The sequence below is a fragment of the Halorubrum saccharovorum DSM 1137 genome, from assembly GCF_000337915.1.
In the GTDB taxonomy this organism is placed as follows: domain Archaea; phylum Halobacteriota; class Halobacteria; order Halobacteriales; family Haloferacaceae; genus Halorubrum; species Halorubrum saccharovorum.
In genome coordinates, this window is the sequence record NZ_AOJE01000025.1 from 1 (window position 1) to 16,229 (window position 16,229).

General features: G+C 53.5%; 10 protein-coding genes and 7 pseudogenes. 9 read left to right on the plus strand and 8 right to left on the minus strand.

Annotation, left to right across the window (positions count from 1 at the left end; translation table 11 throughout):
• Window positions 1-1,645: 1,645 nt before the first annotated feature.
• Window positions 1,646-1,798 (plus strand): annotated as a pseudogene (locus C471_RS17825) (ISH3 family transposase); the annotation flags it as partial.
• Window positions 1,772-1,918 (plus strand): annotated as a pseudogene (locus C471_RS17830) (ISH3 family transposase); the annotation flags it as partial. The pseudogenes C471_RS17825 and C471_RS17830, both read left to right, overlap by 27 nt.
• A 770-nt stretch (window positions 1,919-2,688) precedes the next feature.
• Here the strand turns inward: C471_RS17830 and C471_RS18330 are convergent.
• The 3 genes and pseudogenes from C471_RS18330 to C471_RS18010 all read right to left on the minus strand — a co-directional run.
• Window positions 2,689-2,777: pseudogene (locus C471_RS18330) on the minus strand (IS6 family transposase); the annotation flags it as partial.
• A gap of 54 nt (window positions 2,778-2,831) precedes the next feature.
• Window positions 2,832-2,940: pseudogene (locus C471_RS18335) on the minus strand (IS6 family transposase); the annotation flags it as partial.
• A gap of 719 nt (window positions 2,941-3,659) precedes the next feature.
• Entirely contained in the window at window positions 3,660-3,980 is a 321-nt protein-coding gene (locus tag C471_RS18010; RefSeq protein ID WP_152421837.1) for a hypothetical protein, read from the minus strand.
• A 91-nt stretch (window positions 3,981-4,071) separates the two neighbouring features.
• Here C471_RS18010 and C471_RS18015 point away from each other — a divergent pair.
• From C471_RS18015 to C471_RS17390, 3 genes and pseudogenes are all read left to right on the plus strand, one after another.
• Window positions 4,072-4,200 (plus strand): annotated as a pseudogene (locus C471_RS18015) (glutamine amidotransferase); the annotation flags it as partial.
• A 138-nt stretch (window positions 4,201-4,338) separates the two neighbouring features.
• A complete protein-coding gene (locus tag C471_RS07560; RefSeq protein WP_004047740.1) occupies window positions 4,339-5,547 on the plus strand; it encodes an aminotransferase class V-fold PLP-dependent enzyme in 1,209 nt (402 codons plus the stop codon).
• Between the two features lie 170 nt (window positions 5,548-5,717).
• Window positions 5,718-5,876, plus strand: coding sequence for a hypothetical protein (locus C471_RS17390; protein WP_160163131.1), 159 nt, complete (start codon window positions 5,718-5,720; stop codon window positions 5,874-5,876).
• A gap of 58 nt (window positions 5,877-5,934) precedes the next feature.
• Here C471_RS17390 and C471_RS18430 read toward each other — a convergent pair.
• Window positions 5,935-6,418: pseudogene (locus tag C471_RS18430) on the minus strand (IS6 family transposase); the annotation flags it as partial.
• Between the two features lie 109 nt (window positions 6,419-6,527).
• Between C471_RS18430 and C471_RS16270 the strand changes: the two are divergent.
• A pseudogene (locus C471_RS16270) lies at window positions 6,528-7,526 on the plus strand (IS630 family transposase).
• Window positions 7,527-7,768: 242 nt separating this feature from the next.
• Here the strand turns inward: C471_RS16270 and C471_RS16935 are convergent.
• A complete protein-coding gene (locus C471_RS16935; protein ID WP_152421838.1) occupies window positions 7,769-7,966 on the minus strand; it encodes a hypothetical protein in 198 nt (65 codons plus the stop codon).
• A gap of 403 nt (window positions 7,967-8,369) precedes the next feature.
• On the opposite strand from C471_RS16935, the gene C471_RS07570 reads away from it, so the two are divergent.
• The 3 genes from C471_RS07570 (at window position 8,370) to C471_RS07575 (ending at window position 11,091) form a co-directional block, all read left to right on the plus strand.
• Complete coding sequence (locus tag C471_RS07570; RefSeq protein ID WP_004047744.1) at window positions 8,370-8,858, plus strand: type II toxin-antitoxin system death-on-curing family toxin; 489 nt, start codon at window positions 8,370-8,372, stop codon at window positions 8,856-8,858.
• Between the two features lie 25 nt (window positions 8,859-8,883).
• On the plus strand, window positions 8,884-9,024 hold the full coding sequence (locus C471_RS17635; protein ID WP_004047745.1) for a hypothetical protein: 141 nt from the start codon (window positions 8,884-8,886) through the stop codon (window positions 9,022-9,024).
• A gap of 1,326 nt (window positions 9,025-10,350) precedes the next feature.
• Window positions 10,351-11,091 (plus strand): tyrosine-type recombinase/integrase, encoded by a 741-nt coding sequence (locus C471_RS07575; protein ID WP_239638632.1) that lies wholly within the window; start codon window positions 10,351-10,353, stop codon window positions 11,089-11,091.
• Between the two features lie 117 nt (window positions 11,092-11,208).
• Here C471_RS07575 and C471_RS16275 read toward each other — a convergent pair whose 3' ends face one another.
• The 3 genes from C471_RS16275 to C471_RS07595 form a co-directional block, all read right to left on the minus strand.
• A complete protein-coding gene (locus C471_RS16275; RefSeq protein ID WP_004047750.1) occupies window positions 11,209-11,811 on the minus strand; it encodes a TATA-box-binding family protein in 603 nt (200 codons plus the stop codon).
• A 6-nt stretch (window positions 11,812-11,817) separates the two neighbouring features.
• Complete coding sequence (locus C471_RS16280) at window positions 11,818-15,549, minus strand: Eco57I restriction-modification methylase domain-containing protein (RefSeq protein ID WP_004047752.1); 3,732 nt, start codon at window positions 15,547-15,549, stop codon at window positions 11,818-11,820.
• A 114-nt stretch (window positions 15,550-15,663) separates the two neighbouring features.
• Window positions 15,664-16,224 (minus strand): hypothetical protein, encoded by a 561-nt coding sequence (locus C471_RS07595; RefSeq protein WP_004047754.1) that lies wholly within the window; start codon window positions 16,222-16,224, stop codon window positions 15,664-15,666.
• Window positions 16,225-16,229 lie beyond the last annotated feature (5 nt).

Here is a 16,229-nt window from a genome sequence, read left to right on the forward strand (position 1 = left end):
TCCGCCATCGCCAGCGGGGAGTGCGGGCGGACGTCCTCAGGCTCGAGTGCGTAGTTGTCCTCGGTGATGAACGAGACATCCGGCCGGTGAAGGCTGATGGTGTACCGCAGGTATACCGTCGTGTCGTTGGTCCCGGCGTCGGTGGTTTCCTCGAAAGCGTCGGTGGTGCCGGCGGCACCGTAGAAGCCGTTCTGGGCACCGTCGATGGGATCGCCCATGAGTGAGCCNTCGGTGGTTTCCTCGAAAGCGTCGGTGGTGCCGGCGGCACCGTAGAAGCCGTTCTGGGCACCGTCGATGGGATCGCCCATGAGTGAGCCGTCGAGATACGTCTCCATCGTGGCGCCGCAGTTGTACTCGGCAGTTTCGTAGTCGGGCGCGCCGTCGGTGTCGTAGATCGTGATGCGCCGGTCGCCGTCGAACCAGTTAATCTGGTACTCACCGTTGGTNGCAGTTTCGTAGTCGGGCGCGCCGTCGGTGTCGTAGATCGTGATGCGCCGGTCGCCGTCGAACCAGTTAATCTGGTACTCACCGTTGGTACCCGGTCCCGTCTCCGCTTCGCTGTCGTTGTCCGTCCCGTTGGCGTAGCCGGTCGCACGGAACGTCGGGGTGTAATCGAGGTCTTCGATTTCGGGCGGGTCAAGGTCGGAGGCGCCGGTGGCCGCTTCGATCAAGATTCGGACCTTCCCGACGACGTGGTCGAAGCCGTCCCAGGAGACAGACAGCGACGGCTTGATGAACACCTCGTCGACGGAACCGTCGTCGCTNCGGACCTTCCCGACGACGTGGTCGAAGCCGTCCCAGGAGACAGACAGCGACGGCTTGATGAACACCTCGTCGACGGAACCGTCGTCGCTCGATAAGGCCTCCGGATTCGACGCCGAGATGTCGGCCGAGGCGGCCGCACCGGAGCCACTGAGCAGCGTGACCCCGAGACCCGAGCCGGCCGCGACCACCCCCGACATTCCCAGGTATTTGAGTACGCTACGCCTGTCCGCGTCGTACAGACCGNGCGTGACCCCGAGACCCGAGCCGGCCGCGACCACCCCCGACATTCCCAGGTATTTGAGTACGCTACGCCTGTCCGCGTCGTACAGACCGTCAAATGTGTCCTTGGACATTGCTCTGTGTACACCCGTCGATGGGTTGGTGGGTGGTGTTACACCTTCGCGCGGCGATCACTCCCAACCAGGAAGGGGTAGTTAACGATTCTACTTATAGTTGATGGATAATTGAACACTGTCTCGAACAGCGTGGTACGTAACTGACAGCGAGTGTGCCGAGACGAGATCCGGAGACGGTGTGCCGTCGTACCGCCGTCGAAGAGCAGTTCGTGCCCGCTCCAGCAATGTCGGCGAAGTGGATCCCACCCGCGGTTTCGACAGCCCCCTCCGTGGCGATGCGTCGGTCAAGCCGTCACTGAGGACGAGAGCGTCGAACCGTGCTATCGTGGTGACCAGTCGTGACGACCCGCCACCCAGCCTGTGCCCTCAGTGTTCAATTTCCGAGAGGCACGGTTCGAAAAATAACAAAAGTACCTCCATTATATCTGGGCAGAGAAACACTCCAAAGATCCACGAGAGACCGATGGACGGTGAATCCTCAGTCGATCACATCGGGGTAGAGTGAGTGTCTGCTTGAATGCAGTGTGAAACATACCCAAGCAGACAGTGAGTTAGAGGAAGAGCACCTGCTTGATTTTGTTGTCAACAGCTCCGGAGACGAACTTCCGATTGACCTCGCTGAGAATGTGAAGGTCACCTCCGATGAGTTGTACGAGGTCGTCGCCGGCGCCAGCGCCGGCAGGAGGTGGCCGTTCACGGAGTTCCGTGAGATGGTGTTGCGAGCTGCTTGGACAGCGCTTGGTGTCCGCAGGGCTGTTCCAGCGAATTGGCCACTCGACGACCGGTTCTTCCGGTAGCTGTCCACCGACCGGACAGCGGTCGTGAATGGCAACACTGTCGCTGGCGGCGACGAACCGCCGCCGGCAGTGACTCCTCTCCGTCGAAACTCACTGTCTGTGGCGTTTCGAGAATCAACCACGCATCGAAGATGCAGATTCAAGCTCTACTGGAGGGTTAGAACGTTCTCGATGTGATCGACTGAAGCTGATTCCATGCGAAAGCGAAGATGGCAGCACTCGTTACGCGTTTCTGCGTCGGCGTTGGTTGAAAAGGTTAGTAAACAAATAGTTCAATGATTATATAACAAAACAAATAGATCATTAGTTATATTAGAAAACAAATATATTATATACTATATAATGAAAATATAGTTTGTACGGTCCAATTTATATGTTGTTCGGATTTGAAGCCGAGAGGCTCTGTTGAAATCCTGTTTGTCAGACACTCTCCTCGGCGAAACAGCCGGTAAGTGGGATTACTTGTTGAATACCGTCTATTCTACTTGTACCTCCACGTCAATTGTTCACCGACAAGTCTGCTGCTCACGACATACCCAACACGGGTCGGTTACGGGGGCACCGCAATACTGGCCGGCCTTGCGGTGATGGACGGCATGTACGGCGACACGAGTACTGGTCTCGTCCTTGCTCTCGTCGCGATTTTTGTGGCGCTGTTCGGCGTGTTTAGTGAACGTGCATTCTAGGTACCCTGTCCTTCCCTATTCGACCAACTATCCTGTAAATCGCTGCGGATTTCAACAAAGCCAGTCGGGATTATATCTGTAATAGGCTCTGTGAAGTGGCTCCGGACCATCAACGAGGAAGATCGCGTCATCTATGTCGTGTCTTCACGGAGCTCCGTGAAAAACTAATCTACAAAATTATTTTGCAGATTTGAATTCGATATATAGTTGGTATTTGGTTCTAGTTCAACAAATCGTACAGCCAATACCGTTCGCCGCCAAGCTGAATCACTGTCTCATCGACGGCAGCATGAGTCGGCTTCGACCTGTTTCTGGCTGTAGATCTGCCTTGTGAACTCAGTTATAAATGGAATTCCTCAATAAGCAAAATAGTATTCAAAATAGATGATTCAGAAATGTGATACTAAATACAGGGCCTTATCGGTAGTCGCGGTGGTGCTACTGATCCTAGTTATTAATTTGACCTCGACCCGTTTCGCACCGAATTTGGACACCGCCACGGCCATTTCCAGTTCCATTTGTAATTTCATACGTCGATCACGATGTGGTCGTGGCTGCAGTTTATCGCTCGCCGAGTGCGTCGCCGACGATTACCAAATAACGACCATTGGCATTACGTTCGTATGTTTGTAATATACTCCGGGCGCTTTGTGCAGCTATTCGCAGGCGGGGCCCAGTGAACCACCCCCACGACATCGACGAGATCCGCGCCCGGATCGACGAGATTGTTTTCAAGCAATTGGAGACGGGCGAGATTGGAAGATGGTGACACCGCAGATAGACGGGATCAGCGATCCGTGGGTGAGTTCGCCCTCTACCGGAGTCTCTCGGCGGAACGGATCTGAGAGTCACCCCTCCGAGCGCGCGCAGTGAAATCACGGTGACAGTCAGACGTATAATCGAACATCTAACATCTCTGCGATTATCGACAGGAGTTCACTCGTCGTTCCGGGAGCGGCCGGCCAGTTCATCAACATACTCGAAGACACTGGGGCAACGGTCACGTACCAACCGTGTCACGTTGCCGAGGCTGAGATCCCCGTACCCGCGAGGAGCTAGCCGGATTCGACCTGGTGATACTGAGTGATGTAGGTGCCGACATCCTCCAGGTGACGCCGGAGGTCGACGCGGGTGACCGAGATGTTGACCGGTGAAAGGTGCTCGCGGAGTAGGTCCAGAAGGGCGGAGCACTCGAGATCGCCGGCGGATACATGAGCTTCGCTGACAAAGGCGGGTAGGCCCGCTACGGCAATACCGCGTTCGCGGACGCCCGCCCGGTTGAGATCGCCGACGCCGACGACCGGGTCGAAACACCAGCAGGGGCGACACCACGGAATCGAGCGTTCCGGGCAACGCGTTCCCGGCAGAGTGGCCACACGTCCTTGGCTACAATCGTGTCAGCGCCGACCCTAACGCGGACGTGCGGGCGACAGTGAACGGTAACTCGTTCCTTACCTAGGTGACCACGGCGCCGGCAGTTCATTCGCGTACGCGCCTGACTGTGCACTCCACTGGGCGCCTGAGGCGTTCCTCGAGTGGAACTACTTCCCGGCGCCGTGGGAGCGCCCCATCGACCGGGTTGTCCACGAGGCGTAGTCACGGGCCGGGCGCCTGCTACTCGTCCTCACCCGCCGCAACGCGCTCCGCGACGGCACCCAATCGACTCTCTCACGCCCACCAGACCGGCACGAGACGACCAACTATTTAGCGCTCGACAACGCACCCGCGAATACGATGCCAGACGATACCATCTACGAGGACTTGGGCGTCCCGAGCGTCGTCAATGCCACGGGCACGAAAACGCGAATCGGCGGCAGTCGGATTCGTCCCGAAGCGGTGGACGCGATGAATCGTGCGGCGGATGCCTTTGTCCGGTTATCCGATCTGCAGGCACGCGCCAGCGACCTCATTGCCGACGTAACGGGCGCGCAAGCAGGCTACGTCACGTCCGGAGCGGCGGCAGCACTAGCACTCGGGGCAGCCGCCTGCATCGCTGGGGATGACATCGGCGCGATGGCGCAACTGCCCGATACTGAAGGATTACCGGGCGAGATCGTGATGGCGCGCACTCACCGCACAGGCTACGACCACGCCCTACGGGCGGCGGGTGCGCGCATCGTCGATGTCGGGACGAACGACCACCACCTCGGAACCGGCGCACAGAACGTCGAGCCCTGGGAGTACGCTGACGCCATCACCGAAGACACCGCCGCTGTCGCATATGTGCAAAAACCGTACACGGAGCCCTCTCTCGAGGCCGTCTGCGACGTCGCACACGACCACAACGTGCCAGTCGTCGTGGACGCGGCTGCCGAACTCCCGCCGGTGACCAACCTGGAAGCGTTCATCGACGCGGGGGCGGATCTCGTGGCGTTCAGCGGTGGTAAGGCCATCCGCGGCCCGCAGACGACAGGCTTCCTTGCTGGTCGGGCGGCCCTCGTGTCGTCGGTCGCGGCGCAACATCTCGACATGCACGCGGCCGAGGCCGTCTGGGAGCCACCGACGACCCTCGTAGATCCGGAGGCGCTGGGTGGCGTCCCGCGACAGGGCATCGGTCGGCCAATGAAAGTCGGCAAGGAGGAACTTGCTGGGTTCATCCGGGCCTTGGACGCGTTCAAAGCGGAGGATCACGACGCACGCCAGCGCGAGTGGCGCGCCCGGTCTGAGCGTATCGCAGCGACCCTCGATTCGGTGGCTGGCGTTAGAACATCGATTACCGCCGCGGACAAGACGGCCGTCGCACCCGAACTGACGGTCACAGTCGAGGCCGGCTCGGCTGGGATCTCGGCCACCGAGGTCGTCGGTGCTCTCCGGCGCGAAGAACCACGCGTCTTCGTCGGCGCGGACGACCTTCCCGAGGCGTTCACAGTCAATCCCATGTGCCTCACCGATGAAGAAACCACGTACGTCGATGAACGCATTCGGGCACAGTTCGACGCGTAGTGGCCGCAGTAGTCACGGGAATCGATCGGTATCGATCCATTTTCGAACGTCGGTGAAGTTGGGCGACAGCGAGCAAATGGATGTCCGGGATTGGGAACGACAGTGCAGCAACCGGTGCACGTCCGAAGTGAGTGCGTCTGACCGTCGCCGAGCAAACAACCGGGAGCTGAGTGGAGTACGAGCAGCCGCTACGGCGCCTCGAACTCGCCCGCCGGTACGGCAGACCGGTTCGTGAGCCCATCGTCGGGCTGTCGACGGCAGATAAACAGCGGGCTGAGGCGTACTACAACCGGATTGTGGACGCCGACGTCGAACCAGGGACGATCTGAGCGAGAGTCGTGGAAACTGACGCGTCACCAGTTGTCGTTGAGGACACGGGAGGGCGCATTAAGTTTGGCGTGAATTGCGGTGGACGGTGACGGCTTCGAGCCAGTTTTGAGCTGTCCCGAGTTCGACATTGCTGAAAATAATTTTGAACGTGTATTTTCGATATTCTATTACCTAAATGATATTTTTGATGGCACTCCGACTTCCATGTCGAATGACTAGAAATCGACAGCCATCTTCAGCGAGAACTGATCCAAGATTGTCTGCGTCATCGACGAGAAATTCAACGTCATTCAGCTGGTAGCGCCGATGTAGCTCAATGAGAAACCATCGCGCCGTCTGTTTATTTGTGGTCGGATAGTGTCTTATACGGAGAATTTCGTTCGTATACGGATCAACAGCGCCGTACAGCCAGAACTTCTGGCCGTAGAGGTGAGAGCATCTTTTCGTCAACCGCGAGTTGCTCCTTAGAGACGGTCGAGATCGGCTGTAGATCAGCTTTATGAACCCAGTTGTGAATAGCGGTGTGACTCTGATCGAGCCCTTATTGGCCGATAAAGTATATACTACATAGGATGACATACACACCAACTGACATGTTATTTCTATAGTAGCCGATAGAATTTTTTACTCAGAAAATGAGGTTGCCTAGAATGGATCACCTCAACGAGATCTCCGTCGAAGAACTCCAAGAGGCGCTTGACAATGTTGACGGAAACAAGCCGACACAACGGTTGTTAGCCGCGATCGCGTACAAAAATGGCGTCACGCAAACCGAACTTGCCGAGTGGTACGATACAGAACGAAAAACGATCTACAACTGGCTCAAGCGGTTCGATACGGACGACCCACTTGAACAGACCGTTTCTGATGCTCACCGATCGGGACGAAAGCGAAAGCTTTCAGAAAAACAGCAACAAGCGTTTGAGCAAACAGTTCACGAATCGCCCCAAGAGAGCGGTATTGACGCACCGGCGTGGACGCCGGCGCTCGCACAAGAATACCTTCAAGAAACGTACGGCGTCGAGTACTCAGTCCCGAGTTGTCGGCGGTTGTTGACAGAGGCGGGGTTGAGTTTTCAAAAACCACGCCGTTCAACCGCTGAATCCGACGAAAACGAGCAAGATGAGTTCTACGACGAGATCAGAGAAAGTGGCGGGAAATGGATGCCACAGTAGTGTGTATCGATCAAACCAGGAAATCTGTCCAAGTGGAGCCGCGTGCTGCGTGGTTTCCGCGCGACACGCGGCCTTCTGTCGAACTTTCAGGCCGACGGGACTGGACGTGCCTGCTGGGCGCGATCACCGAGAACGGTGATCGCTTTTTTCTCGATTTACAGAGTACATCACCGCCGCTCACGCAAAACAGTTCATTTTAGCACTATGTGGTGAATTCGAAGATGATCTAATTGTTGTCCTCGATGAGCACCGTACTTACAGGCAACGGCCGTCACGGACTTGGCAGCCCGTGACGACCTCGCGTTTGTGACGCTCCCCTCGTACTCGCCGGAGTTGAATCCGATCCAGAAATGATGGAGACAGCTTCAAGCAGCTCTTAGCAACCAGTTCTTCGACTCGCTCGACGAGCTTACAACGGCAATCGATATCGCTCCTGATCAACTCTCGGTACTAAATATGAGTAACTATTTCTAACGTCTACTATACTTCAATCGCTCAGTGTGACGTCCGATCTCGCTCCACAAACGACAAGTCGATTTACGTAGTACGTTCGCTGAGGCGGTCGAATTCCGGCATAGACACTCAGAAATCGTCCGTCTCATCCTCTAACTGAACGCGACCCCATAATCGCCGATAGATTATTTAGGTACCATCGGCTCTGTTGAAATCCTCAACAGGGGACATATTCTGACCCGGTTGCGGTCAATACAGGTAGTTCAGCGTCCGTAGAAGAGATACGACAATACGAGAAACCCTGCTATCGGTCCTGCAACAAATCCACTCAATCCCCCGATTCGGCCACCAACAGACCCGCCAATAGCAGCCAGAATAAACCCGATAACGACACTACCAAGGATAAGAAAGGCTCCTGTCTGCCATTCCTCTAATATATCAACCCCGCCCTTATTGGACATATTTCACACATGAAATCCCTTTCATTAATAATTTGGTGTCTATCTGCACTCTTCAGCGACCGGCTGTTTCAGGCAAGACTATATCTGAAGAATAGATTTCAACAGAGCCGTACCATCCGATGGTTCACTCGAAATCACCAGACAGGAGCGACTCCTGTGATGTGGCATTACGAACTTGATCCGCGGGAAGGTAGGCCTCTCTATAAGACGTCTACGCTGTCCTGTGTTTAGAAACGTACTGCAGCGACACGGGCGCGACGGGCGCTACTTCGACTGTCGAGCGACTAGACCTTTCAGGCGTGAGACGGTCGAAATCGGCGTCCTGAAAAAAGCGATTTCTGACATCACTCTCCCGTCTCATCATAGCAACATCTACACTGGTGTAGTATCGAGATTGGAGCGAATGGCCGACTCGTTGTGGTACCCGTCCGTCGAAGACGTCGTCACCATCCACGACGACGTCGTCGCGGAGTACCCCGATACTCCCGCCGGTGTTCGGAACCGTGGTGACATCGAGTTCGCACTGAACTACATCGAAGAGGGGAACTTCGGCTCAGCGCCGGAAACCGTCCACCAGAAGGCGTATCATCTTCTGCGGCTCCTCGTCGCTAATCACCCTTTCGTCGATGCGAACAAACGTACCGCGCTCAACGTGACGGTCGTCTTCTACTTCCTCAACGGGTATCGGTTCGAGTACGACAGCGAAGTGAGGACGATACTGAAAGCGTTCGGCACCGACGAAGCGGCCGTCGATGAGGAAGAAACCGCCGAGTATCTGCGATCCCACACCGAAGAGTTGGATCTGGCCGGTGAGATCGAAGCGTGGCGAGACGAACTCGTCCGGTACGGGCTATCGGAGTTGACAGGCGATTCGTCGGACCCGAACGATTAACGGCGTTCGAAGCGTCAGTTCAGGTATGGCCACCGAAGAAGGCGCAGAAACGACCTCTCCGCTTGACGACGTGATGGAGGAGATCCGGCGGGAACTGGTTCGGCGGGTCGCGGCGGACGACCGAGATGCAAACCGAGAGATCTACGACGCTCTCGAAGACGAGTAACTGGTGCTGTTGAAATTCGTTGAGTTGGTCGCTTTTGCACCTAATTGCTGAACAAAAATCGGGTAGTGTCACCCACAGTTGGTTGATTGGTTGATCGTGTATATAATCGGTGTGCTGAACGCGGGAGATACAGGAGTATCAGCGTCTCCATACTGTTAGCGCAGCTCCCCAGCGTACGGACTGCCCTGTCTGCGGAAGCACCGTCGTGGAGTTCGGCGAACTACCGGACGAGTTGCGGGAGCGCCCGGAGGCAGATCCACGGCGGCAGCGACAGTCGGTCGAGCACCGCCGAGAGAAGCATACCGCCTATCCCGACTTACGTTAGGAAGACACGGCTGCGGCCAGCCGTATGCGATCCCTGAGGAAGCGACACCGGCGCGCTGACGGCTATCTACGGGATCGCATTTTTAACTGCGCCTCGTCCTGCAGGTAGCTACGGCTCACGGAGAGGTCGTTCACGAGACCAACGGCGCTGAACGGGACGTGCGATTCGAGAGTGTTGGCATTACATTCGCCACTACGCGGACATCCTCCGTCTTACACGGCACTCCGAATTCTCTTGAAGTGCCAGAGGACGCTTCACCGTCCAGTTCGGCTGTACGCGAATGCCATTGATGCACCAGTAGGCGGTCATCTGTCGGACGAAAGCACGCGCCTTGCAGTATTACGGCAGTCACCCCGCCGCAGTCACGCGATTAGAACGATACGGGCGCGACGGGATTATCACCGCGCGGAGCGACGCTCCCACCGGTTTCGCGGGTGTCGCTCCCTGCCTGCTCGCTTCGCTCGCGGGCGGGGTGCGCTTCCACCGACCGCCCCCTGGAACCGAGTGGCGGTAGCTTCTATGCGCCCTCGATTAACCACGGAGGGTTCAACATGCTTCTAATGGGTCGTAAGCCGGTCACCAGTTCGTCTGTTGATTCAGGATCAAAAGATGACGAGCAAAACCCGAACCCGAACCCGAGTATCGCCCACACATCGAACCGAACCCGATCATCAGTACCGAAACACCGACCCCAGTGACCAGCAGCAGTCTCTCCGAACCCGGGTGATCCGGGGATGACCCGACCCCGAGAGGCAATTAGCACCTACTTGGATGCGAGGCGATCCGAGGTCGCAGAATCAACTATCACCAGTCACAAATCTCGGCTCAGTCAGTTCCGTAGATGGTGTGAACAACAAGACGACCTCGAAATAATGGCCGATCTGTCGCCGTTAGATCTGACGCAGTATCGGTCGTGGCGACGGGAAGATGGCGATCTCTCACCTGCCAGTGAAAAGACGCAGATGGATACCCTGCGGGTATTCATCAGGTGGTGCGAGAAAATGCAAATTGTCGAGGAGAATCTGTCTAATGCCGTCGAAAGCCCCACGCTATCCAGTGACGAAAATAGCCGAGACGAGTACGTATCGGAAGATGAAGCCGAGATTATCCTTGATCACCTTGATCGGTTTGAGTACGCATCTCAGGATCACGTCGTCACTACACTGCTCTGGACCACTGGTCTGCGCACCTGCTCGATTCGGTCACTGGATCTTGGTGACGTTGATATTGACGAGGAGCTGCTGGAGTTACGGCACCGGCCAGACAGAGGTACTACACTGAAGAATCAGTATGCGTCGGAGAGAATGGTGGCGATTAAACCGACGACTGCGGCCATCCTCGAAGATTACATCGAGCATACACGTGTGGATCAGTCTGATGAGTTTGATCGGGATCCGTTGATCACGACGACGGTGAATGGGAGAGTTGGGTCATCTGTAATTCGGAAGCACAGTTACGGTCTTACTCGGCCCTGCGAACAGGGGTTGGAGTGTCCTCACGAACGTGACCCTGAGAGTTGCGACGCCGCTCAAAATAGATCAGAGGCGTATGGGTGTCCGTCGAGTAAAAGCCCTCACACGTGGCGTCGGGGGCATATTACGCATCTTTTGTCGAACGATGTGCCGCCGGAAATCGTGTCTGGTCGGGCCGATGTCACTCCCGAGGTTATCGAGGATCACTACGATAGCCGCTCGCTCCGGACACGGGTCGAACAGAGAAGGGGGTATCTCGATAATATCTGAGATTAAGTCTCAATGGTGCCAGTGACTCCGGGGGAGACGCACCGGCACCATGATCGCGCGTTCCTCACCCGCAAAACACGAATCGTAGACCTGCTCTCAGAACAGTACAGTTAGTAATCAACTGTCCAACAATCCGGAATTGCTGAGAGTATCTAATAGATTATTTACACTTGATAACGCAGCATCGTATGTCTTAGCACCATTTACCATGTATTTTCCACTCGCAAAGAGTAGGATAGTAGTTCCTTCTGTCGGTCGGTAAATGACTCCAGGGAACTGCTCTGGTTCGTATTCAGTATTCTCCATACCTAAGCCTATAATAGCCTGGTTGAGTTCTAATGTCAGATCAAGATCTCCCTGGATGACGATATTTTGAACCTCTAAATTAGTAGTCGACGGAAGCTTACTTGGAGCGATTGGCTGGAGTTCATTGATGAGATGGCTGCCCAGATCGTACAAATTTTTCTTAGATTTGCAGCCAACCAAGCTTGCCATCCCATTTGTGGGGATGAGGACCGTACCTTGCAAATTGCTTGGTTTGTAGACTAAGAATGGAAATGATTCGGGTTCATATTCACTTGAGCCAAGATAATTTCTAAGCTCTAACAGATCGAATTCCTGCTCAAGATCAATTGTAGCAACTATATTTTCGACCTTTAATCCATTCTCTGCGAGATCCTCCTCTGAAATATGTTCATCAATCTCATCTATCCGTGGCATAGGGTATTAGAATACCTCCAGGTAACTTTCTATTACGTCTTTAGTTTCCTCTGAAACTTCAAATAGTCTGTATACTTCGTTGTCAAGTTCAGATTCAAGTTCTGGTATATCTTTCTTATTTGCGGTATCTCTGTCTGATTTGAGAGCATCCAGAAGTTGTCTTACACCGTCTCCGTCAGATGGCACGGGGATGCTTATTGTTTCCCCGCTTTCGAAATGACGATTATTGACCACTGATTGAACGTATTCTGCCCGTAATTTGCTTTCATTTTCGTCTCCTTTATCGATGAGAGCGGATGTGATTTCGTCAGTACGTCCAGCTGTTACTGCGTACCGACCATTCTCAATTTCTTCAACTTGACTTTCTACTGGTTTGCGAGTTGTTTTCCATTTGTAAGTTAGGTAATCAACATCTCCTTGGTATTCCTTGACATACTCATTTGGAAATTCTTCTATTCGTTTTTGAAGAGATTCAAGATCCACTATTTTTTCAACAATTGACGCAATATCGCCGGTATGATTCGGCAACGGTATTTGATTGACATACTGTGATTTGTATCGGTATCGGAATGGTTTGCCACGTAGTGGAGGGCTTGTTTGTTTGATTGAAAATTCTGCAATAGAAGAGTTGAGCAGTCCTAACAGTTCTTTTTCCGAGTAGGGATTAGAGTCGCTGAACGTTAGAACATACACCGTGTTTTTGAAACAATCTAAGCCATTTGTGAATGAGAAATGGTTTTCAGTAGCCATATCTGGTGTTGCAATTTTGAAATCACCCTCAAACATTGACTTAGGATGGGATCCATGATATTCATAGATGCCTTTATTCCCTTTCTTTACACAGTATCTATCCTTCAGATCTTCCTCGTGCGAGTCTAAATGGGCTTTTATATTTGGATATTGGTCTATATCGACGAGGTCTCCCTGTTCATTATATGGGTATATTACAAGTTCGTCTTCCCACTCAACGGTCCATCTCCTAACATTTTTTCCACGGACTATCGGCCATAAGAGTGAATCTTCTAACTCTTTCTCTTCAGCATATTCTGGAGAGACAATAAACGATTCGTCACCCCCCGAAGCAACCCCTTCACGAACTCCGAGAGAAATATCATCAATCACATGCCGAGATTTGTTTCTAATTTGTTGCTCGGCAGTTCGAACCGGTTCTGGGGTGAATCGCCAGTTATCTTCGTTGAGTTCAGAGAGAGGGTATGTAGAAACCTCGATCGAGTCTGTAAGTATGTCATCTTGACCCAGATAGTTGCGAATGTCATCAAATATGTCTTCATCAGCTTCGTGTACTTTTGCATATGGAACCAATTTACGGGACTTGTCTCGATCAATCAACAGGATAGATGCAAAATTAGTCGCATCCGAGAATATGTCGACATCCCCAAATTCGATATACTGTTCTAATGAATATTCTGTTGAGATGAGACGGCGTATCTCTTTGCCGTAACTGGATCTGGTGAACTTATTTGAGGTAATATATCCTAATGTCCCATCCTCTTTTAACCACTCTAAGCCTCTTTCTAAGAACAGTACATAGAGGTCAAATCGACCGAAAGCAGAGGTATAGAGCTGTTTGTACCAATCCTGCTTAGAATCTTTTATATTTTTAATATTCACATATGGAGGATTCCCCACAACATAATCGTATTCCATATAATTTTTCACGACGAGTGCAAGAATACTGTCTTCAAAGATTTTGAATAGACGTCCGTCACCGTGATCCTCTCGTAAGTACTGCATCGTCTCTAAGACATCATCAACATACGGTTCAAAGAACTCCTCTGCTTCCTCATACTCTTGGTTAGTATAACGATTAATGCCCGTTGTGAGACCTCCCTGATATTCCCACATATCTTCTTGCATATGATATTTCACGACATCAAGCACACCCTGTAATGCTGCAAAGTATTCTCCAAAGCTCCGAACCCCTGCATTCACTTTTACAGTGTCATACTTTGGCATTCGGACTCTTTGGACGAGAAAGCCATCTTCTACCTCTGAATCAAGCACTTGATCTTCATCGACTTCAATTGGGAGAGGGATTGGAATCTTAACATCCTGATTATCCTCCGTTACGCTTTCTAAAGTCATTTGAGTTTGTCCATCATCACCGAGATCAATACCCGTCAGTTTACGCTCGTTACGGAGCGAGTCGGTGCGGAAGATGGGAAGCCGACGAATTGTGAAATCTTCATTATCTCGTTTGGCCTCCCGGTACTCAGGAAGAATCGTGACCATGAATCGGATCTGAGCCATCAACACCGCGAACGGGTGAACGTCCAACCCAACGATATGTGGTGTCGTACACAGGTCGGTGAGATGTTCCGACCAGTCCGGATCGTCGTCGTACCGGCGCACGTCCTCGATATATCGCTCGACGGCCTCCACGAGGAATGTCCCAGAACCACAGGAGGGATCAATAATACGCTCCTCCGAGACACCGACATCATAGTCCACTCCGTCCATGATGTACTCGATGACGGGCTGCGGCGTGTAGAACTCTCCAAGAGCCTTCCGGGTTTCTGGGTCGAAGTACCGCTGGTAGAGATTTCCAAGCGGGTCGCCCTCGATCCGGGAGAAGTCGAATTTCAACACGGCAAATGAAACGTGTGCGATAGACCGGCTGAATCGTTCTCGGGTTGCCGGACTCACGCGACTGACATCACTCCCATCTTTGGCTACGTCACGGAAGCGGTTGTACGGGTTGTCGTGCTGGCTGGCCGTCTGTTCACCGTACCCATCCGTCCACCAAACAAAAATGTCATCCTCAAAGAGACTCTGGACAAGCTGATTCCGCATGTCTTCAATCATTCCGTTAGCCGCGACAGGATAGGCGTCAAGATCGATATTACCGCTGAATCCGCCGAGTTCATCGAAGTACCGTCGAAGCCCTTTCTCTGTGGGGAAGAAGTCATGATCATCAGTTGCCTTCGCGAGCAAGAGTCGGGACAGAAGCGCGTGACCGGATTCCAGACAGAACATGAAGTCACGCAGTGACTGCTTTCCGTCGATGAAGGGTTCCCACGAATCGGGTGTGTCGTCGGGGACGCTTGCGTAGCTCGCCTCCCAAAAGTCGTAGGCCCCCTTGACGAACTTTGCCTCCTGCTCGTCCCGGAGTTCTACGAGGAGATCCATCATCGCAGTAACGAGATTTGCGAACGGGCTGTCCTCCTCTAAGCGGAACGTTTCGAAGAAGTGTTCCCGACCGAGTTGGCCGTCAAGTTCGACTTCATCAAGGTCATCAAGGAACGTTCCTACGCTTTCAGGGTTTGTGATGTCCCACGCTGGCTTCTGTAGGGCAGCGTAGAGGTCATTTGCATCGCTCTGTGTTGCATTTTCAAGCGAGATAGCAAGAAGCTGGGAACGCCCGTCGCGGCGGTACAGACGTAGTTCCTCGCCATTCGTGAGAACACCGTAGTCAGCTTTTAGCTCATCGACGTAGTGGAACAGCTGATCTTCGTGGGGGCCGAGATCGCGTCCGGTCGTTTTGAACTCGTAAACAGTGGTCACCGATTCGTTGCTATCCAGCGTAACGTAGTCGGGGCGTCGATTGTCGGGGAGTGTCCACTCGCTTCGGAGGTCGTGTCCGGTGCCTTTGTATCCGAGATGGGTATAGAAGTTCTCGTTGAGAAATGCGTTCTCGACGTCTTTCTCCGTCATATCGGCATCGAGCCGAGAAGCGATTCCGTGGAGGGAATCGAGAATCGCGGACGTGTCGGACATAGCAAGTCAGAGACAGCCACTCATTAAAAGGTTGTATCAAATTCCCTCAGTAGTTTCGAGGTACTGAAATTCCACGAGAAACAGAGGGGTCGTCTCGGTTGATCTTAGTGATTGTTATGACGTGAGCAGATCGGCGAGGGTTTTCCGATCGTCAATATCGCAGTCACTGGGTGAGTCCGGATCGCTGAGGTACACGCTCACTCCGCTCCGGTGCCCGTGATTCTGCACGTTCAGAATCTCGAAGCCAGTGGCATCAATTGTACGAGAGAGTGTGCTACCCACGAGTTTCGCACTCTTACGCTGTTCGTGGACGACTTCTAATTCGGTGAGATTTTCGTCTTCGGTGCGGTGGATGTCGATGGTTCTCGGGAGAGCGGCTATGTCATCGATCGTTTTCGTCTCGGGGGCTGCGAGTCGGTCGCGGTCGATGACGCCAGTGACTGCGGGTGGCCCGCTGATTGTCTGCCCGATATGTAATATCTCCGCGTTAACGTCTCTGAGAGCGAAGAACACGAGTCCGGGCACGAGTAGGTCACCGGGGATCGAGGATAATCTGATGAAGAAGTCACTGGGCATGGAGGGGGCCGTGGTTTCAATCTCGTCTGTGAAGTTGTATTTCTGAAGGAGCCTCAGTGATTTGGGAAGTTCGGTCGTGTCTGTGTTGGAGGTGGCCATCGCCT

Coding starts and splice junctions, on each gene's coding strand:
- C471_RS07575 (WP_239638632.1), top strand. CDS start 10,351: ATGCAAATTGTCGAGGAGAATCTGTCTAATGCCGTCGAAAGCCCCACG.
- C471_RS07560 (WP_004047740.1), top strand. CDS start 4,339: ATGCCAGACGATACCATCTACGAGGACTTGGGCGTCCCGAGCGTCGTC.
- C471_RS16935 (WP_152421838.1), bottom strand. CDS start 7,966: ATGTCCAATAAGGGCGGGGTTGATATATTAGAGGAATGGCAGACAGGA.
- C471_RS16275 (WP_004047750.1), bottom strand. CDS start 11,811: ATGCCACGGATAGATGAGATTGATGAACATATTTCAGAGGAGGATCTC.
- C471_RS07595 (WP_004047754.1), bottom strand. CDS start 16,224: ATGGCCACCTCCAACACAGACACGACCGAACTTCCCAAATCACTGAGG.
- C471_RS17635 (WP_004047745.1), top strand. CDS start 8,884: ATGGCCACCGAAGAAGGCGCAGAAACGACCTCTCCGCTTGACGACGTG.
- C471_RS16280 (WP_004047752.1), bottom strand. CDS start 15,549: ATGTCCGACACGTCCGCGATTCTCGATTCCCTCCACGGAATCGCTTCT.
- C471_RS07570 (WP_004047744.1), top strand. CDS start 8,370: ATGGCCGACTCGTTGTGGTACCCGTCCGTCGAAGACGTCGTCACCATC.